Annotated in this window: 16 protein-coding genes and 2 pseudogenes; 9 read left to right on the top strand and 9 right to left on the bottom strand. The window is 54.4% G+C overall.

The window, feature by feature from the left end; genetic code table 11:
- Positions 1–47: 47 nt before the first annotated feature.
- On the top strand, positions 48–581 hold the full coding sequence (locus AC6I8A_RS23250) for a sterol desaturase family protein (RefSeq protein WP_293792498.1): 534 nt from the start codon (positions 48–50) through the stop codon (positions 579–581).
- Here AC6I8A_RS23250 and crtB read toward each other — a convergent pair.
- The 5 genes from crtB to AC6I8A_RS23225 are packed head-to-tail and all read right to left on the bottom strand — an operon-like array spanning position 520 to position 6,287.
- Positions 520–1,449: a 15-cis-phytoene synthase CrtB gene (crtB, locus tag AC6I8A_RS23245; RefSeq protein WP_497819315.1), complete on the bottom strand. Its 930-nt coding sequence runs from the start codon at positions 1,447–1,449 to the stop codon at positions 520–522. The genes AC6I8A_RS23250 and crtB overlap by 62 nt on opposite strands.
- Positions 1,446–2,927, bottom strand: coding sequence for a phytoene desaturase (locus AC6I8A_RS23240; RefSeq protein WP_436331792.1), 1,482 nt, complete (start codon positions 2,925–2,927; stop codon positions 1,446–1,448). Before AC6I8A_RS23240 ends, crtB begins: the two co-directional genes overlap by 4 nt.
- Positions 2,924–4,090 carry a lycopene beta-cyclase CrtY gene (gene crtY / locus AC6I8A_RS23235; protein WP_436331793.1) on the bottom strand — a complete coding sequence of 389 codons (1,167 nt, stop codon included), beginning with the start codon at positions 4,088–4,090 and terminating at the stop codon, positions 2,924–2,926. The genes AC6I8A_RS23240 and crtY overlap by 4 nt, the downstream gene beginning before the upstream one ends.
- Positions 4,090–5,367: a glycosyltransferase gene (locus AC6I8A_RS23230; RefSeq protein WP_497819314.1), complete on the bottom strand. Its 1,278-nt coding sequence runs from the start codon at positions 5,365–5,367 to the stop codon at positions 4,090–4,092. The genes crtY and AC6I8A_RS23230 overlap by 1 nt, the downstream gene beginning before the upstream one ends.
- A 14-nt stretch (positions 5,368–5,381) precedes the next feature.
- Positions 5,382–6,287: a polyprenyl synthetase family protein gene (locus AC6I8A_RS23225; RefSeq protein ID WP_497819313.1), complete on the bottom strand. Its 906-nt coding sequence runs from the start codon at positions 6,285–6,287 to the stop codon at positions 5,382–5,384.
- A gap of 189 nt (positions 6,288–6,476) precedes the next feature.
- On the opposite strand from AC6I8A_RS23225, the gene AC6I8A_RS23220 reads away from it, so the two are divergent.
- The 4 genes and pseudogenes from AC6I8A_RS23220 to AC6I8A_RS23205 all read left to right on the top strand — a co-directional run bounded on the left by AC6I8A_RS23220 (position 6,477) and on the right by AC6I8A_RS23205 (position 9,890).
- The gene (locus tag AC6I8A_RS23220; RefSeq protein WP_265302200.1) at positions 6,477–6,938 is read left to right on the top strand and encodes a helix-turn-helix domain-containing protein; all 462 of its coding nucleotides are present in this window, start codon (positions 6,477–6,479) and stop codon (positions 6,936–6,938) included.
- Positions 6,938–7,510: pseudogene (locus tag AC6I8A_RS23215) on the top strand (VapC50 family PIN domain-containing toxin); the annotation flags it as partial. The gene AC6I8A_RS23220 and the pseudogene AC6I8A_RS23215, both read left to right, overlap by 1 nt.
- A 138-nt stretch (positions 7,511–7,648) precedes the next feature.
- Complete coding sequence (locus AC6I8A_RS23210; protein ID WP_497819312.1) at positions 7,649–8,590, top strand: 2-hydroxyacid dehydrogenase; 942 nt, start codon at positions 7,649–7,651, stop codon at positions 8,588–8,590.
- A 118-nt stretch (positions 8,591–8,708) separates the two neighbouring features.
- On the top strand, positions 8,709–9,890 hold the full coding sequence (locus AC6I8A_RS23205) for an NAD(P)/FAD-dependent oxidoreductase (protein WP_497819311.1): 1,182 nt from the start codon (positions 8,709–8,711) through the stop codon (positions 9,888–9,890).
- An 18-nt stretch (positions 9,891–9,908) separates the two neighbouring features.
- Here AC6I8A_RS23205 and AC6I8A_RS23200 read toward each other — a convergent pair whose 3' ends face one another.
- Positions 9,909–11,243 carry an aminotransferase-like domain-containing protein gene (locus tag AC6I8A_RS23200; protein ID WP_497819310.1) on the bottom strand — a complete coding sequence of 445 codons (1,335 nt, stop codon included), beginning with the start codon at positions 11,241–11,243 and terminating at the stop codon, positions 9,909–9,911.
- A gap of 124 nt (positions 11,244–11,367) precedes the next feature.
- On the opposite strand from AC6I8A_RS23200, the gene AC6I8A_RS23195 reads away from it, so the two are divergent.
- Entirely contained in the window at positions 11,368–12,237 is an 870-nt protein-coding gene (locus AC6I8A_RS23195) for a DMT family transporter (protein WP_497819309.1), read from the top strand.
- Positions 12,238–12,283: 46 nt separating this feature from the next.
- On the opposite strand, the gene AC6I8A_RS23190 is transcribed toward AC6I8A_RS23195, so the two are convergent.
- Positions 12,284–13,711 (bottom strand): alpha,alpha-trehalose-phosphate synthase (UDP-forming), encoded by a 1,428-nt coding sequence (locus AC6I8A_RS23190; RefSeq protein ID WP_497819308.1) that lies wholly within the window; start codon positions 13,709–13,711, stop codon positions 12,284–12,286.
- Between the two features lie 587 nt (positions 13,712–14,298).
- Here AC6I8A_RS23190 and AC6I8A_RS23185 point away from each other — a divergent pair.
- Positions 14,299–14,791: pseudogene (locus tag AC6I8A_RS23185) on the top strand (GNAT family N-acetyltransferase).
- A 38-nt stretch (positions 14,792–14,829) separates the two neighbouring features.
- On the opposite strand, the gene AC6I8A_RS23180 reads toward AC6I8A_RS23185, so the two are convergent.
- On the bottom strand, positions 14,830–15,537 hold the full coding sequence (locus tag AC6I8A_RS23180) for a phage antirepressor KilAC domain-containing protein (protein ID WP_479490966.1): 708 nt from the start codon (positions 15,535–15,537) through the stop codon (positions 14,830–14,832).
- A 334-nt stretch (positions 15,538–15,871) separates the two neighbouring features.
- Here AC6I8A_RS23180 and AC6I8A_RS23175 point away from each other — a divergent pair, with 334 nt between their 5' ends.
- Complete coding sequence (locus AC6I8A_RS23175; RefSeq protein ID WP_256698481.1) at positions 15,872–16,855, top strand: glycosyltransferase family 32 protein; 984 nt, start codon at positions 15,872–15,874, stop codon at positions 16,853–16,855.
- A 4-nt stretch (positions 16,856–16,859) separates the two neighbouring features.
- Here AC6I8A_RS23175 and AC6I8A_RS23170 read toward each other — a convergent pair whose 3' ends face one another.
- On the bottom strand, positions 16,860–17,714 hold the full coding sequence (locus AC6I8A_RS23170) for a helix-turn-helix transcriptional regulator (RefSeq protein ID WP_256698482.1): 855 nt from the start codon (positions 17,712–17,714) through the stop codon (positions 16,860–16,862).
- 115 nt (positions 17,715–17,829) lie between these two features.
- Here AC6I8A_RS23170 and AC6I8A_RS23165 point away from each other — a divergent pair, with 115 nt between their 5' ends.
- Entirely contained in the window at positions 17,830–19,239 is a 1,410-nt protein-coding gene (locus tag AC6I8A_RS23165) for an MFS transporter (protein WP_436331801.1), read from the top strand.
- Positions 19,240–19,358: the final 119 nt, after the last annotated feature.

The following is a 19,358-nucleotide window of genomic DNA, read 5'->3' as shown; positions in this document are numbered from 1 at the left end:
ATCCGCGTCCACCTTTAGTATTTCCCTTTTCCACAAATGGACGAACAATGCTCTGGTTATGGAACGTGCTTATCTTGTTGGCAACCGTGGTGGTGATGGAAATCGTCGCGGCGCTGTCGCATAAATACATCATGCACGGCTGGGGTTGGGGCTGGCATTTGTCGCACCATGAACCGCACAGCGGTAAGTTTGAGCTCAACGATCTGTATGCGGTGGTGTTTGCGGTACTGGCGATTGTGCTGATTTATGTCGGTGTGCAAGGCATGTGGCCGCTGCAGTGGATTGGTGCCGGAATGACGACGTACGGTGCGCTCTACTTCATGGTGCACGATGGTCTGGTGCATCAACGCTGGCCGTTCCGCTATATCCCGCGCAAAGGCTATCTCAAGCGCTTATACATGGCGCACCGCATGCATCATGCGGTGCGCGGACGTGAAGGCTGCGTGTCATTTGGTTTCCTCTACGCGCCACCGCTGAGTAAGCTGCAAGCCACGCTGCGTCAGCGCCATGGGCGAAAAATCAACGAGGACGCTGCCACAGACCAGCCGGACGCGGTTCAGGATGAGCCACACGCGAAGTAATCGCCAAACCAGCCCCTTTCACCAGCAGCGCCAGTTTTTCACCTTTACTGGTGCGCTGACGTGAATCCCAGGCGTGCACACCGGCGTGCTGAACTTTGACGCCAATTTCGCGATAAACGCCGCGTGCCGTAGCGATGGCCCACGCCGAGCGCAGCGGTAAACCCGGTAAACCGGATCGCGCCGAGTGATAATAGGGTTCCGCCTCCGCCACTAAACGCGCTGCCAGTGTGGCGAGCGCTGCACGATGTTGCGGCGCCGTCAGCGTATCGGCGCGTAATCCCGCCTGATCGAGCCAGGTTTGCGGCAGATAGCAGCGACCATTTGTGGCATCTTCGACAATGTCGCGCGCAATGTTAGTGAGCTGGAACGCCAGACCTAAATCGCAGGCGTGATCGAGTACCGCTTCGTCACGCACGCCCATCACGCGCGCCATCATCAAACCGACCACGCCCGCAACGTGATAGCAGTAACGCAGTGTGTCGTCGAAGCTGGCATAGTGTTCGTCACGTGCATCCATGGCGAAGCCTTCCAGATGATCAAACGCCAGTTGCTGAGGCAGTTGGTGAATGATCGCCACTTCCTGAAACGCCCTAAAGGCCGGTTCATCCATGTGCGCACCGCTGTAGGCGCGACGGGTTTCAATCTGCAGATGCTGCATACGTGCCTGCGCGTCTTCGACAGCATGCTGTGTGCCGCCTTCGCCCAGCGTTTGCCCATCAATCACATCGTCGCAGTGACGACACCAGGCATACAGCATCAACGTGCTACGGCGCGTCGGTGCATCAAACAGCTTGGCGGCGGTGGCGAAACTCTTCGAGCCGACCGCCATGGTTTGCGTCACTTGCTCAAGTAAAGGCTGTCGATTCATTCGGCGCGATCCTCCAGCATCAGCCTGGCGGTGGCCTTAGCCGAACCGATTACACCGGGCACGCCCGCGCCCGGATGCGTACCGGCACCCACCAGATAGAGATTGCTGATATCGGCATCACGATTATGCGGGCGGAACCAGGCGCTTTGCGTCAAAATCGGCTCCAGCGAAAACGCCGAGCCGTGATGGGCATGCAGCGTGTCGCGAAAATCAAACGGCGTAAACATTCTGTGTGTCACTAATTGCTGACGTAATCCCGGCATGTAGTGCTGCTCCAGATAAGCAAAAATTCGATCGCGCAAGCGCGGTCCTTCCTGTTGCCAGTCGATGTCAGCGGTGCCGAGATGCGGCACCGGCGCTAACACATAAAAGCTGCCGCAGCCGGGCGGTGCCAGCGACGGATCGCTGCTGCAGGGCGCGTGCAGGTAGAGTGAAAAGTCCTCAGCTAGCTGGCTGCTGTTAAAAATCTCATCAATCAATTCGCGGTAACGCGGGCCAAAACAGACAGTGTGATGCGCGAGCTGTTCATGTGGCTGATTAAGGCCAAAATAGAGCACAAACAGCGAGTTGCTCATGCGCTTACGCTTCAGCGATGTTGCACGTTTGATTGCCAGCGGATGGTGGCGCAGCAGTTTGTCGTAGGTATGCACCACGTCGGCATTGGAGGCCACAGCAGCGGCATCGAAGCGTCGTCCGTCTTCTAACTGAACGCCGCTAATGCGGTTGCCGTTGGTTTCCAGCTGACTCACTTCGGCATTCAGTAACAGCTCGCCGCCAAGATCCTCAAACAGCCGCGCCATGCCTTGTACCAGCGCACCGGTGCCGCCGCGCGGAAACCATACGCCCCATTCACGTTCCAGCGCATGAATTAAGGTATAGATCGATGACGTTGCAAAAGGATTACCGCCCACCAGCAATGAGTGAAAGGAGAACGCCTGACGCAGATGATCGTCCTGAATAAATTTCGCCACCATGCTGTAGACGCTGCGCCAGGCTTGCAAACGTCCCAGCTGCGGCGCGACGCGCAGCATGTCACGCACTTGCAGAAACGGCACCGTACCGAGTTTCAGATAACCTTCTTTAAATACTTCACGGGAATAGGCGAGAAACTGACGATAGCCTGCAACATCCTGCGGATTGAACGTGGCAATCTGCTGCTCCAGCAGCGGCTGATTGTTGTCGTAATCGAGCTGTTTGCCATCTTCCCAGCACAGGCGATAGAAGGGCGTTACCGGCATCAGCTCGACGTAATCGCTGAGCGATTTTCCCGCCAGCGTAAACAACTCTTCGATGGCGCTGGGATCGGTGATCACCGTAGGTCCGGCATCAAAGGTAAAGCCGCTATCTTCAAACACATAGGCGCGTCCGCCCGGTTTGTCGCGCTGCTCAAGTAAAGTGGTTGGTATGCCCGCCGCTTGCAGGCGAATCGCCAGCGCCAGGCCGCCAAAGCCTGCGCCAATCACATAAGTGCGTTTCATTTTTTCTTCCCTGGTTCGACAGAATTTAACAGCGCGCGAAGCGCTTCACCGATGGGCACCGGCGGCTTGCCGCACAGAATTCGCGCTTTATCGCGCAGGCGCAGTTGCCCGGCGTAAAAGCGGCTAATTAACCCGGCATCGAGCCGGTAAAAACGTTGCATCACGCGCCAGCGCTGCTGCGGCTTACCGGCCAAAAACAGCATGCGATTCAGCAGGCGGAAAAATCGCTGTTCGCGCCACTGCTGACGGGCAAAGTATTCGATGTGTTGGCTGAGCGTGCTGGCATCGGTGGGCAACAGCGTGGCCACCAATTCCGCCAGCGCCACGGCGGAGGGCAAGGAGTAACCGGTGGTAGCATGAAACAGCCCGGCGCGCAGGCCGCTACACGGTTGGCCGCGCTGCTGTTGCCAGAATTGTTCAATATCGCCGCTAAGGGTAATCGGCAAAATGCCATGCTCTTCACGCAGCAGCGTGCCAAGCCGCCAGCCTTGCTGTTTGGCATAGTCGGCGATGTGATGACGAGCGGTGTTCTCCGCCAGCGTGGGCTGATTAACGTAATGGGTATCTTCAATCAGCAACCGATCGGCGCTGAGCGGCAGCGTGTAAACAAACCGATAGCCCGCTTGCTGATCGACGGTGGCATCCATCAGGATTGGCTGTTGCAGGCCGTGCGGCTGCGCCAGCTGCCACTCTTGTCCGAGAAACACCTGATAACCCAGTTGCAGATGCGGCGTGGGTTGTAAGCCGCGACCATCAATCACCACTTGCGCAGCAAGCTCACGGCCATCCGCCAGCGTCACCTGCGTGGGTTTTACCTGTTGTACGGCTGTGTTTGTCCACAGATCGTCACCCATCGCCGCGTAGAGATGCCGGGCAAAATCGTCTGATGCGATGGAACAGTAATCACCATCCAGATTACGGCGCAGCGCGGGAAAACGTACCTGATAACCGGACCAACGTGCCGTCATCAGCGGGTGCAGCCAACGCAGCTGTTCAGCGCTGAGGTCGCTCTGATGAAATGACCAGGTATGATTGCCTGCCGGATGTGCGTCGCTCTCCAGCAACAGGCATTTGAGCTGCGGCTGCAGTTGGCGCAGACGCAGCGCAATCAAACCGTTTGCCAGTCCGGCACCGACCAGAATCACATCGTAGTGCGCACGCATCAGGTGGCCTCCGCCAGCACAACTTGCTGCTGGCACAGCGCTTGTTCGACGATGTCGGCCGCACGCTGGCAACCGCCTGCGCGCTGTAGCTGTGCCTGTATCGCTGACATCCGTAACGCGTAGCGATCGTCGGTAAGTAATTGTTGCAGATGCTGCTCCAGTTGATGAACGCGGTTAAAGCGCGATGCGCGCCGTCCAACGCCATGCCACTCAATGCGCGCTGCCACGCCGGGTTGATCAAAGGCAATGGGCAGCGCCAGCATCGGCGTACCGCATTCCAGCGCTTCCAGCGCGCTGTTTAATCCGGCATGAGTAATAAAAAGCTGCGCGTGTTGCAGGGCGGCACGTTGATCGACAAAATCCGTCACCCACGCTGCACCAGCCAGCTGCAACTTGTGCACCTGATCGGCGTTCAATCCCCCACAATGAGCGATCACCAGCGAAAGTTGCTGGCGGCGGCACGCCTGTGCCAGATGCAAAAACAGGCGGAAGCGATGGCCTTGCAGCGTACCCAGCGAGGCGTAAACCACCGGCTGGCGCAGCGCCGGCCAGGGCGCGTTGAGCGGCGCTGCAGCAACCGGCGCGCGCAGTGGCCCCACAGCGTGATAGCAGGCGGGCAGTTGCTGACGTGGAAAATCAAAGGCCGGCACCATCTGGCTGATTTGTGCCAGTGGCGACAGGCACTGATGTAATCCGCGCCGCTCCGTCAAATTAAACGCCCGCGCGTGTTTGAGGATCACCTCGCCGTGACGACGCATAATGCGATCATAAATCTCGCTGCTGGCCTGAAAACGTTTTAGCGCTTTTTCATCCTGAGCAAAACGGAAGGGCATCACCGCCAGCGGAATCCCGGCTTCACGATTGACCGGCAAGGCGCAGGCCACCGAAACAAAGGGCAGATGCAGCGCTTCAGCGACTAATCCGCCTGCTGCTTCCATTTCATCAGCGATCACACCATCAATCTTCAACGCTTTCAGTACCGCTGGTAGTTCTCGGCACAGCATATCGGTGCAGGAGGCGAGATTGTTGATTACGCGAAACAGCGACAGGCCGCCCGGCGAAGCCAGCCGATGCAGCACGGGCGCCAGCGAACCGGCCGGATGCGTTTGCTGGCCTACTGCAACGAAATTAATGCGTTCGTCGCTGAGCAAAGTGCGGGCGTCGGCTTGCTGGATGAAGGTGATGCGATGGCCACGCGCCAGCAGCGTTTGTGCTAACGCCTGCAACGCGTGAAAGTGGCTATAAAGCGGCGGCGCGATCACCGCAAAGTGGCCCACCGGCGGAGCCGCGCTCAGTTGAACATCGCTAGCTGTTGATTAAACAGCGCGTGCATATATTGGCGAGTGGCGATGCCGCGATGGCATGCGCAGGCAAGGTGTGCATCGGCGCTGCGCAGGTGATCGCGCAGGCGACGTTCCGCGCCGTCAGCCCCGAGCATCTGTACCAGCGTGGATTTACCCTGATCCTGATGCACATCTTTGCCGGTGTGTTTGCAGCCGTCGGCGAGGTCGTCGAGTAGCTGAAACGCCTGCCCCAGATCCTGAGCAAAGAAGCTAAGACGTTGCCGCACCTGCGGTGAAGCGTCAGCGGCAATCGCTGCCATTTGCAGCGTGGCGCGAAACAGCACGCTGGTTTTCAGTTCGTTGGTCAGGGCGATCGCTTCTGGACTGCGGCTTTGCGCACCGTCGTGCAGATCCTGGAACTGACCTTGTACCAAGCCCTGCAGGCCGACGGCCGCAGAGAGTTCGGCAATCGCTTCAGACTTTTGCATGGCAGGCAAACCGGGTGCAATAGCAATCACTTCAAATGCACGGCTCAGCAGTGCGATGGCGGCGAGAATCGCCACGTTTTCACCAAACTCGCGGTGTACGGTAGGGCGACCACGACGCATCTGCGCGTTATCCATCGAGGGAATGTCATCCAGAATCAGCGATGCCGCATGCACCATTTCCACTGCACAGGCGAGATCGAGAACGCCATTTTGCGTCAGCTCGCAACCCATATCGCGCGCTGCCAGCAGCAGTAATAAAGGACGGATGCGCTTACCCTCCGCTAGCGTTCCGGCACGCATCGCGGCACGCACGCGATCGCTTTGCTGTCCCACAGGCAGTAAATGTTCGAGATGCGCCTGTAAAATGTGCTGCAGCTGAAGGAGTTCGCTTGTCTGATGCGCTGTGGTGTCGACATGGGTGGTCATAATGGCTATCCATGGTTGGTGAATTTCTTATGCTTTTTGATTAACCGTAGACTGCCTAAGGTGAGTTCGCCAGCGGGGGCCGCGTGGTTAAGCCGATTTTCGTTTATTTCGAATATTGATTGTTTCGTTTATTGCGATTATCATTCTGTTACTGCAATTAGCAACCACAAACAATTAATTGGAAAACGCATGAAAAACTCAATTCTGGATAGCTTGAGCCTTCCGGCTCCGAAGGAGATTGAGGCCGCTTTGCGCGGACAGAGGGAGCTCGCAACGTATCTATCCACCAAGCAGGAAACACAAAAAATTACCATTCAGGATGCAGATAACGAAACGCATCAGATTGAACTGCCAACGTCAGCTCTGACACTACTGATGGCTGTTTTAGGTGAGTTGGCGGTGGGAAATGCGGTTCAGGTTGTTCCTGTACACGCAGAATTAACTACGCAGGAAGCGGCGAATATTTTAAACGTTTCACGCCCACATCTGGTGAAACTTTTAGAGCAAGGTCAGCTTCCCTACCATAAAACAGGTCGCCATCGCCGCGTGCTTTTTGCTGATCTTATGCAATTCAAAGAGAAACGTGCGCAAGAGAGCAATGAGGCAATGCAGGAATTGGCAGACCAGGGACAGGATCTCAATTTCTACTGATGAACCATTCACCTTATGCCGTTGTACTGGATGCGTGTGTGTTGTATCCATCGATACTGCGCGATGTACTGCTTCGTCTCGGTCTGACGGGGTTATACCAGCCAAAATGGACAGCTACCATTCAGGATGAATGGCAGCGTAATTTAAGCAGCAACAGGCCAGAGTTCACTGACGACCAGTTGCTGCGAACTCAGGGATTGATGAATAAAGCGCTTCCTGACGCAATGGTGTCAGGATTTGAATCGCTTATTGCAGGCATAACCTTGCCAGATCCTGATGACCGCCATGTTGTTGCCGCTGCTATACGCTGCAAGGCTGAAGTCATTGTCACCATTAACCTGAAGGATTTCCCAGGAAAGCTGATGGCTGAATTTGAAATTGAAGCCCTTCACCCTGATGAATTCATCATGGATTTGTTCGACTTAAATCAGGCGCTGGTTTTGAAAGCAGTGAATGCGCAACGCGCCAGTTTCAGACGCCCATCAATGGGCGTCACGGCTTATCTGGATTCGCTATTACGGCAAGGTTTACCGATGACAGTAAACGCATTAGACAAGTTTCGTTTTCTCATTTTGCAACGATTGAATCGCTATGCTGCTGCATGGCATTTATTTCAGCGTGATCTTATTAGCGAAATAAGTAACAGCAACGCCGTAACATAAATAACTCCGTTAGGCTGGTGGAAATAAATACCGCTAATGGACAATAAAATGACGAATACCAAACCTGCCGTGCTGATTATTCAGCCGGTCATGCCTCAGTTAGATGAAAAGCTCACGCGACATTTCCACTGTCATCGCTTATATGAGCAGCAAGACGCGACGCAATTTATTCAGCAGCATGATAAAGCGATAAAAGCCATTGTTACGCGTGGCGATGTCGGGGTTGAAACTGCACTGCTGGAACAATTACCCGAGTGTAAAGCGATTGCCGTATTCGGCGTCGGCACCGATCGTATCGACCTTCAATATGCTGCCGCACACGATATTCAGGTCAGCATCACCCGCGATATTCTGACCGATGATGTCGCTGATTTAGCGCTAACGTTAACGCTGGCGTTCTCGCGTAATTTGGTGGCTTACCATCAGTTTGCAAAATCCGGTGCATGGGAAAATAACGGCGTTGAGCTCTCCAGTCGCGCCAGCGGAAAAAGAATCGGTATCGCCGGGTTGGGCGCGATTGGCTTAGCGATTGCGCGCCGTGCTGAAGCGTTTGGCATGGAGGTGGCGTATACCGCGCGTTCGGCTAAAGATGTCAGCTATAAGCGCTACGACACTATCGAGCAACTGGCTGCTTTCAGTGATTTTCTGGTGCTGGCCCTGCCGGGCAGCAAAGAGAATTTCCAGCTGGTCAACGCTAAGGTGCTGGCGGCGCTCGGCAAAGACGGTGTAGTGATCAACATCGCGCGTGGCACGGTAATCCATGAACCCGATCTGATCGCGGCATTGCAGCAGGGAACCATTAAAGGTGCCGCGCTGGATGTTTATCCGGATGAACCGAAAATTCATCCCGCGCTACGTGAACTGGATAATGTGCTGTTAACGCCGCATATTGCCAGTGCAACTCATGAAACGCGTGCGCAAATGACCAATAATGTGCTGGAGAATTTGCTGGCCTATTTCGCCGATGGGAAGATTCTGACATCGGTATAATTTAAGTGTCCGGATTAAGATGAAATTCTTATATCCAGATAAATTATCCCTGTTTAGTCATAGCAATTTTCACTCAGCCAGGCTGTTATAATAGCGGCACTTAATTCAGGAGCCCATTATGACAGCACAGAAAATTGCCATTATTGGCGGCGGCGTTATCGGATTAGCGGTGGCGCGCGCCTTAGCGTTGCAGGGCGTTGAAGTCACCGTTTTCGAACAACAACACCTTGGTGCAGGCACCAGCAGCACCACGTTTGCCTGGGTGAACTCCAACGGTAAACAGCCGCAAAGTTATCACCTGCTTAATGTGCTCTCGATGGAAGAGCATCTCAAACTGCAGCACGCGCAGCCGAACGGGTTGCGCTGGCTGGAAACCGGCGGAACCTGGGAATGGGCCGCCGAGGGTGATGCGCAGCAACGTTTGCTGCAGCGTGCGACGTCGCTACAATCGGCGGGTTACGCGGCGCGTGAAGCGTCGCCTGCAGATGTACTGCGCGATATCCCGGAGCTACGGGCGCAGGCCATTAGCGGCAGCGTATGGCACTTCCCGACAGAATCGGTGCTGCATCCTGCGCTCTATCTGGCGCGCTTGTGGTCCGAAGCGAAAGCGCACGGCGCGCTGCTGTATCAGCATCAACGCATCAACAGCATCAGCGAAAGTGCCGATCGCGTTACGCTGGATCTGGAAAACGGCGAGCAGTGGCAGGGCGATCGTATCGTGTTAGCCACCGGACGCTGGGCCAATCAGCTGCTGAATTCACTCGGACTCAATCTGGCGTTGCTGGATACCAGCAAACCGAACGCGGTGGCCTGCAGTTTTCTGGTGCACACCGCGCCGCAGCCGCTATCGCTCAGTGCCAATCTCATCTCTCCGCAACTCAACGTACGCCCGGACGGCGGCGGACGTTTGCTGCTACAAGCGTTAGAGCTGGATCATCTGGCCGATTCATCTGCGCCCCCATCGATCACCAGCGATATCGCCGCGCAGTTCCGCACGCGTTATCACGCGCTGTTTGCGGATGCGGGCGAGCTGCAAACTGAAAAAATCGTCATAGGCCAACGTGCCCGACCTGCCGATGGTTTACCGGCAATCGGTTATGTCACAGCGCACCAGCGCGTCTATGTGGCTGTGACGCACAGCGGCATTACGCTTTCGCCATTGATAGGCAAGCTGGTGGCTGAAGAGCTCGTTAGCGATGTAGCAAGTGACCTGCTTAGCGATTTCCGCCCGCAACGGTTGATGGGTAAAAGCGTGGAAGAGTTTGCGCCGATAAAGCGTAATTTCCCGGCGGCGCAATAACGCAATGAGACACGGTTTTTACAGGTCTCTTTCATAATCGATGGTCTCTTTCACTGCCGCCGCGGCAAGCCGCAGTTTATCCTTGCTAACCGATCCCAATGCAAGACGAATGGCATGCGGCACATTGATTGAGGTGCTGAAGGGCTCAGCTGAAGCTACCGAGATTTGCTGCTGCATTAAACGCTGTACCACGCGTTCAGCCCTGACTTCGCACGGCAACGGTAGCCAGAGAAAATAAGAGTTGGGATGGCTGATAAAATCTTCGGGCGCAAGAATCTGGCGGGCGATCGACTGGCGCTCACGGGCATCCCGTCTTTTCAGTGTTTCCAGGCGTTTGATCGTCCCATCCTTAATCCAGCCACACACTAACGAGACCATCAGAGAAGGGGTATTCCACGTAGTAGCACGAATAGCCCGCTCAAGCGCTGCACGCATGCCAGCGGGGCAGACGACGGCGCCGACGCGCAATCCGGTGGCGATATTTTTCGCAAAACCGGTCACATAAAGGGTTCTTTCAGGGGCATAAAAAGCCATCGGCGGCGGCGGACGAGGCACCAGATAAGCATAGGCGGCATCCTCAATCACCAGAAGATCAAACGTTCGGGCAATCAGGGCGAGCTCTCTGCGTTGCGCAGCACTCAGTACCCAGCCAAGCGGGTTATGCAATGTAGGCATGGTATAAATCGCACGCACGCGCCTGCGCTGACAAATCTGTTTTAATGCATTGAAATCAGGACCGTCGGGTCCAGCAGGTATGGCGGCAAGTTCAAGATGACAAAGCGCAGCCAGCGCCTTAAAGCCGGGATAAATCAACGCGTCTACCGCCACAACATCGCCGGGTTTCAGCAATCCCATCACCGCGATGGTAAGGCCGTGCTGTGCGCCATTGACAATCAGAACGTCATCAGCCGAAGGCGTGATCCCAGTTGAGCTAAGCCATGATGCAATGGTATGCCGGTCGCTCTCTTTCCCGGCATGCGGCTGATAACGCAGCAGCGATTCAATATCCCCTACATTGGAGAGATTGCGCAGGGCATCGCGCAGGCGATCGGCCTGCCCGGGCAATGCGGGATAATTGAAATTGAGGTCCACCACATCGGTTGCGACCACACGCTGATCGACACCGAGACCCAGAGGCAAAGAAATTTCCCGGACAAAAGTCCCGCGTCCGGTTTCACCGCTGACCAGCCCGATTGCCTCAAGTTCAGCGTAGACACGTGTAGCGGTTGCTAGTGAGATCCGTCTTTCCGCCGCCAGCGCGCGATGGGTTGGCAGGCGTGTGCCTGCCGACAATTCTCCGCTGCGTATAGCCGCTGCATATTCGTCAACCACATCCTTATAACGTGCTTTCACCGAATGTATCCATGACAATATTTTGATTGTTCTGGATCATGGCGTTTATCCTCCGTAGCGTCAATTCATGAAGGAAATAGTGCCTTCACTCTGCTACTTAAAGAGGTTTAACGTGGTGATACAAATGATGCGTCCTGAGGCGATGTCAGGCTGGCTGAACGGCCTGGCGGGCGTGATTATTTTCAGTGGATCGCTGCCGGCAACGCGCATTGCCGTTCAGGACATCGACCCGTTTTTCCTGACTTTTCTTCGCGCATCGATAGCGGGTGTGCTGGCGCTCATGTTGATCTGCTTGTTTAAGGTCAAAAGACCTGATCCAAGCCAACTATTCTCGCTCTTCATCGTCGCTATGGGCGTGGTGATTAGTTTTCCGTTGCTGACCGCCATGGCATTGCAGCACGTAACTTCGTCACATTCGATCGTTTTCCTCGGGTTGCTTCCGCTAGCAACCGCCGTCTTTGGCGTCATTCGTGGTGGTGAACGTCCGCGACGCGCTTTCTGGCTCTTTTCCCTCTGCGGCAGTTTGCTGGTTGTGGGCTTTGCGCTTTCTCATCTCGCTGCCGTATCACTTAAAGGCGATCTGCTGATGCTCGCGTCAGTGATCGTCTGTGGCCTGGGCTATGCCGAAGGGGCAAAACTTTCGCGTGAGCTGGGAGGCTGGCAAGTTATTAGTTGGGCGCTGATTATTTCACTGCCTTTCATGTTGATCGCGTCATATTTTACCGTACCTGAATCCCTAAGCCACGTCAGCACTTCAGCCTGGCTTGCGCTGGGTTATGTCTCGCTTTTCAGCATGCTGATTGGTTTTATTTTCTGGTACAAAGGGCTCGCTATCGGTGGAATTGCCGCTGTCGGGCAACTGCAGTTGCTCCAGCCATTTTTTGGACTGGGTCTGTCGGCTTCGTTGCTGCACGAGAGCGTCAGTCCGCTGATGATAGCTGTCACGCTTGGCGTCATTCTCTGCGTCATCGGTTCGCGAAAATGTGCGCGTTAATCTTCATGCATGTTGGCCGCCCGCAGGCGGCCTCATCCATTTAGGATTAATAACGCAGTCGCCCGCTAAAACCATTGGAAATCAGCGCACCCGACTTAAGTGTTAAATCGAAATCCTGTTCTCGCGGCTGCAGCGCGTTAATGAAGCTTTCAGCCCATTTGTGGCAATCATGCAGATGCAGGTTTTTTAGCAGGCTGGCATGACGTTCGCGACGCACCGAAAGCGGCATGATGAGCGCGGTGTGAATGGCATCGGCGATAGCATCGGGATCGTAAGGATTCACCAATAGCGCGCCCTGCATCTGTTCAGCAGCGCCAGCAAACTGCGACAGAATCAGCACGCCGGGATTGGCATGATCCTGCACGGCGACATAGGTTTTCGCCATCAAACTCATCCCGGCTATTAGCGGTGTGACCAGCGCCACGCGTGCCGCACGATAAAATCCGCACAGCTCTTCACGCGAATAGTGATTGCTCAAATAACTCACCGGATACCAGTTCAGCTCGCCATGCACGCCGTTCATTTCGCCGCAGCGGGTTTCTAGATCACGCGACAATGCTTTGATGCGATGGCTGTAACCTGACGCCGTTGAAGCCAGCTGCACCAACGAAAACTTGTGGTGATACTCCTCGTGTTGACGCAGCAAAACTTCTATCGCGCTGATGCGGTAGGGCGTGCCGGTGCTGTCGTCAAAATGCCCGCCGCTGAGGATAAGATTCTCCGGTAAGGTGTCGCGACATTGCTGTTCCATAAACTGGCAGCTGTTACTTTCCGCCAGCGCGCTGGTTTCGGCGGTATCAATGCCCACCGGGAATACGCCGACGCGAATCTGGCGGCCATGAATGCGCAGCGTGTAAGGCGTTTGGCGTTCGCAACGGAATCGGGATTCAACCCAGGCGGTGAAATTGTTCATGTCTTGGGTGGTCTGGAAGCCAATCAGATCGGCGCACAATAAGGAATCAGCCAGATAGCGCCAGTTGGGCACCGATTCAAAGGATTGTCCCGCCGGGAAAGGTTGATGGAAAAAGAAACCAATGCGATTTATCAGGCCGACATCGCGCAGCATTTTAATGCCAGGGATCAGGTGATAATCCTGCAACCAAATATCATCATCAGGCATGGCATATTCACTAATGGCGCGCGTATAGGTTTCATTCATTTTCATATAACCGATTTGGCTACTGGTAGAAAAGCGCGCCATATCGGGACGCTGATGAAATACCGGCCATAATCCCTGATGGATATATTGATGATAACCTTCTTCATATTCTGATTTAGTTAAGCGGAATGTCAGCGTGTCGAATTGTTTACCACTAGTAAAATTTAACTCCCGATGAGGTTCAGTGGTAAAAGACTCAAACTCGCCACTCCATTTCACCCACATGCCACCACGACGCGTCAATATACTTTCATAAATACTTGAAAGCGTTGAGTGGTTGTTTTGATTGTGTGATACCAATATTAAGCCTGACATAGTTTTTACCCATTGCTTGACCTGCCCGTAATTAATATCTGGCAGGAAGTTTGAAAGAGGTTGGCGCAGTAAAAATTGTAGAATGCCGTTCATTACGGTAAACGCCAGAAAATTGACTGCCGCGCCTCGTTAAGGCAATCTTCCACTTATCGCTGTCGTGATGACGCAATGCCAAAAACTAGACGTGAGTATTCAGTAAATTTATGCGTATTTATCGAGAACGCACCTTTACACCCTTTGCGGAGTGATAATATTTCAATGCGTTGTTGTTCCACCGGGTTAGAAATCGTAGATATGCTATTAATTGAACCGCTGTTAGTAAATTCGATACTTTTCATCTCGCGCTACCTCTCCGAATCCTTCAGGGCTGTCGATGAAATTAATTTAGCCGACCAACCCGTAAAAATGTCGTAAAAAAGGCGCTGGAAATTATAAAAATGTAATAGATTTAATTTCGAGTTTGGGAAAAGGCTGGAGTCGATATCATAAGGGTCGGTGCGTTTTTCGTAGGGTGCGCATTTATACGCACCGGGACATTCGGCCTGTTAGAATGACCGCCGTTCAGAAGTGACTTGAAGAGGTTAGTTGTGTCGACGTTAGTATTTAGAGAAGCCAGGCTGGCCGATGTGGATCGTTGTTACGCGATTGAGATTGAGGCTTACGAAGGTGATGAAGCCGCCACGCGAGAAAAGATTGCCACCCGCATCGCGCAGTATTCGCAGGGATTTTTATGTCTCGAAACCGACGGCAAGGTGATTGGTTTTATCAACGCCGGTTGCGCGTGGGATGTGGTGATGTCGGATGAAGCGTTCAAAGAGTTAATCGGCCACGATCCCGCAGCACCGAACGCCGTCATTATGTCGGTGGTGCTTGACCCCGCTTATCAGGGTAAAGGTTATGCGTCGATATTGATGCGCCCGTTTATCGACCTGATGAAGAAAATGGATAAGCGAACCATTCATCTGATGTGTAAAACCCAGCATGTTGAGCTGTATAAAAAAATGGGGCTATCAGTACGTCAAACCGTCCGAGTCAGACCACGGCGGTATGGCGTGGCATGAGATGCTGATGACGCTGTAATTCGTCGGGGCGCCATTCATGGCGGCCCGAATCTTACCTCACGCAGCCACACTTTTCGGCTGAGCCGACAGATGTCCCACCCATAAACTGGCCACCCATTTCACACCTTTGGCGGTGAAACGCGCTTGTGAGAAAGCATGCTGATTCTCGCCACGCCCAGAGCGCAAGGTGAAATAACCCGCTTGCATATGGTGTTGCTGCGGTGCCATCGTGCCTTTTTCGCGATACATGATATTGCGTTCTAACAGGAACTCACGAAACTCGGTTTCCTTCACCTTCAACATCTTGCACAGCTGACGAAAGCCGAGTGAATCTTCGATCTCAACAAAGCGATCAAAAAATTCAGCTTTGGGTGCAGACAATGCAAGTTGCTGCTCAGCCGCCCGGCGCTGCTCAAACTGCTCCGCCCAGGCGCGGGCCGCTTCCGCCGGATTGGTGAAATCAGGCAGATGAGTAAATTGTTCGCGCTGCTGCCAAAGATCGAGTAATTCCGCAGTGAAGCCAGGCGAAAGCCGGGCAACGGCAAGTAATGAATCGCGTTTGTTGAGATGAAACTCCTGACGCACTTCACCCTGATGCTCATACAGACTCACCGTCAAAGGGTGGGAAAGCCGCTGTGCGGTTTCCAGGCTTTTCACCAGGCGCTTCACTTCACCGTGTGTAATGCCCGTGACACGGGCAATTTCGCGGCTGCTCATCATCATCGATGCATTCAAAGCAGACAGACTTTCCGTTGAGATCATCATCATTATCACCTCTTGCAGACTTACTCAGCCTTGTAACTGTTGAATAAGTATACGTAACACTGTTTATATATCCAGTGTTATTTTTGACCGTTCACGTAAGATGTTCAGCTTTGCGTAACGTTTCACAAAGCCAGCTCAGTTTCACGCAATCCCTGCGTATTCTCTTAAAGTGAGGTTTTCACGGTTTATTAAATTGTCGCGATGAGGGCTGTTTGATAGTTTTGAGCCAATTTTCCGGGCTTTTATCGGCTTTCTGCAGCATTACGTGCAGGTTGATGTGTGCCTTTTTAACAGCAATAAGTAGTTAACTGGCGGCTATGCTGCTGGAGAAACGATGAAAAAGAATAAATTTAAAACCCATCTGGTCTCATTAGGTTTACTGGCGGAAAAAAAGCTGACCAAACGCCAAACGCTGCCCGATTACAATCCCGCCGCAGAGCAGGATATTAATTTGGTTGCACGCCAGACCGCACCTGCGGCCATTCCGCGTCAGATTTGGATGTATTGGGAAAGCGAAACGCTGCCGCAAGAAGTGCAGATTTTTGTCGACAAGATCGTGCGTGAAAATCCCGGTTATCTGGTAACGGTCATCAATAACCTGAACATCCAGCACTATCTGCCCGATCTGCACTTCGTACATCAGGATATGCGTCCTTCGCATAAAAGTGACGTCATCCGGCTGGAGTTGCTGCATCGCTATGGCGGAATCTGGATGGATGCCACCATCATTCTCAACCGCACAATGGACGAATTGCTGGCGGTGAATGTGGACGATCGTTATGACCTGATCGCCTTTTATCGCGACAGTTCGACGCTGGACAAAGCCTATCCGGTGATTGAGTCCTGGTTCCTGGCCGCGCCGAAAAATAACGCCTTTATTGCGCGCTGGCTGCACTTTTTCCGCCCGATTGTCGAAGTGGGCGCCGACGAATTTTTCCGTCGTTTGCTCGCGCTGCCTGATTACGAAACCATTGTTCAAGGCATCACGCCACCGGATTATCTGGTGGTGTATATCGCGCAGCAGCAAGCGTTGCGTGAGAACAATCAGTACAATTTCTACCTGCGTAAATGTGAGGCCAGCGCGTTGCTGTATCAAAGTCTGGTGGAGTGGCGTCCGGTGAAGCTGAGCCGCATGCTAATGGTAGATCGTCTGCCAGCAGTGTTGCCGCCGCTGACCAAACTGACGGGATTTGATCGCAAATATCTCGACACCAATCTGAAATATGGCGTGGTGAACAAAGACAGCTTGTTGGGTCAGATTCTGTTGACTAGTGCCCGCCCGCAGACGCCGCTTCCGGCGCTGACCAGCAAGGCATAACGCATTAAGGATTGATCAGCTGTTGCAGTGCTGCGGCGCTGGTTTCATCGTCCGGCACATACACCAGCAGGCGATCGCCGTTACGGGACGCTGACCACCAGTTATTTTGCCGCAGCGTCAGTTCACCCACTTCGTCGCGGTAAAAGCGTTTCACGCGATTCTCCACCTGGCCCAATTCATAGCGCTGCCAGGTGTGCGCAAACTCATCTGAACTGTTCATCAGGCGGGCAAGAAAGCTTTCCCAGTGCGGATCGCCAAGGTGCTCGCCCATCTGCCCGCGAAACATCGCTACCATCTGCGGCATCACTTCATCCCAGTCACTGATGGCTTTGCGCCATGCGGGATGATTGAAGGCCAGCCAGATGCAGTTGCGATCTTCCAGTGCGATCTCGGCTAAATCCACGCCCATCAGGGCACACCACGCAGCGTTGTAACCGAGGATATCAAAGCGCGGCGTCTCGATAATCGCCGGTAACTGGATAGCGTCAAGCATCTGCTGATTGTGCGCGGCAATTTTGCAGCAGGCTGCCACTACGCGCACCGAAGGCAACGCATGTCCGGCAAGCGAAAACAGGTGCTGCGTTTCCACATCGTTGCACTGCAACGCGCTGGCAATCGCCGTCAGGGTTTTCGGCGAGGCTTTGATATCACGCCCCTGTTCCAGCCACGTATACCAGGTGACGCCAACATCCGCTAACTGCGCGACTTCTTCACGGCGTAAACCTGGCGTGCGGCGATGGCGCATGCGCGGCAAACCGAGCCGATTAGGATCGAGGTTTTCGCGGCGCGTGCGCAGAAAAGTGCCAAGTAATTTGCGGTTGTTTTGTTCGGTGGTTACAGGCGCGGATGCCAAGCTCATAAGCAGATCCTTCGACAAGACGGGTAGTATTTATACCATGATAAACAAGAACTGGTACCCGTTTAACGGTTAGGTGATGCTATGCCGTACTGACAGCAAAAACAAGGTAAAACCGATGCAGACATCGCAACTTCAACGCACAGGATTGATGGTCCTGCTTGCCGGGCAACTGCTGCCCATGATTGATTTTTCTATCGTTAACGTAGCGTTAGACGCGATGGCCCACACGCTGCAGGCCACGGCGATCGAGCTGGCGCTGATCGTCGCGGTCTACGGCATCGCCTTTGCCATCTGCCTGGCGATGGGCGGGCGGCTCGGTGACAATTATGGCCGCCGCCGCGTATTCCTCGCTGGAGTAGGGATCTTCGGTATTGCATCTTTATTATGCGGCATCGCCAACAGCGTTGGCCTGTTGATGTTTGCCCGCGCGCTGCAAGGCGTGGGCGCGGCCTTTATCGTGCCGCAAATTCTCGCCACGCTGCACATTACGTTGAAGGGCAGAGCGCATGCACGCGCCATCGGTTTGTACGGCGGCATTGGCGGGCTGGCGTTTATCATCGGTCAGGTACTGGGCGGTTTTCTTATCAAAGCGGATATCGGCGGCTACGGCTGGCGCAGCGTATTCCTGATCAACCTGCCGATTTGCCTGTTTGTGCTGATCACCGCGCGCCGCTATGTGCCGGAAACGCAGAACACCCAACGCGTGCCGGTGGATGTCAGCGGCACCTTGCTGCTGGCAGGCGCGATTGGCTGCCTGATGCTGGCACTGGCGCTCGGTCCGCTGCTGCATTGGTCGTGGCCGTGCATCTTGCTGCTGGTGCTGTTTCCGCTGTTTCTGCATCGTCTGCGCCAGAGTTCGCTGCGTCTGGAAGCGGCCAACGGCGCGCCGCTGCTGCCGCCTTCACTGCTGCGTCTGCCAAGCGTGCGATTTGGCCTGACGCTGGCGGTGCTGTTCTTCTCCTGCTGGAGCGGCTTTATGTTCTCGGTCGCGCTAACGCTGCAAGCCGGTTTGGGGCTGACGGCGTTCCAGTCCGGCAATGCGTTTATCGCGCTGGGCGTGGCCTATTTTATCGGGGCGATGCAATCGACGCGCATCGTCGAGCGTTTAGGTAAGCGCGGTGCCTTGCTGATGGGCTGCGGCATTCAGATGGTGGGTTTGCTGGCGCTGATCGCCACGCTGCAACTCGCCTGGCCGCAGGTCGGCATCTTTACGCTGATCCCCGCGACGGTACTGATTGGTTTTGGTCAGTCGTTTATTGTCAGCACCTTCTACCGCATTGGCATGAGCGGCGTGCCGCATCATCAGGCGGGCGCGGGCAGCGCGGTGCTTTCAACGGTGCAGCAATCGGCGCTGGGATTAGGCCCGATGCTGCTGGGCGGCGTATTCACACAGATCTACACGCACGGTAATCATCTGGCGGCGATCACCGGTACGCTTGGCGTTGAGTTGGTGATGATGGCATTACTGGTGATTTTCACCAGCCTCAATCGCCGTACGTTTCAGCCGGTAACGGCGGAAGGGTAATTCTTGTGAGCAGATTTCAGCAGGAGCGTTCCACCTTATTGTAAAACAACCGAAAATCCGTGAGTCGCGCTGAATTTACCTTTGGCTCAGCGGTCTTTTTTCCGGAACATATCGCCGCA

It is taken from the genome of Pantoea sp. X-Soil-ISGK-275, assembly GCF_059730795.1.
Note: the sequence above shows the minus strand (reverse complement) of the source record. Positions and strands in the feature narration are given on the sequence as shown.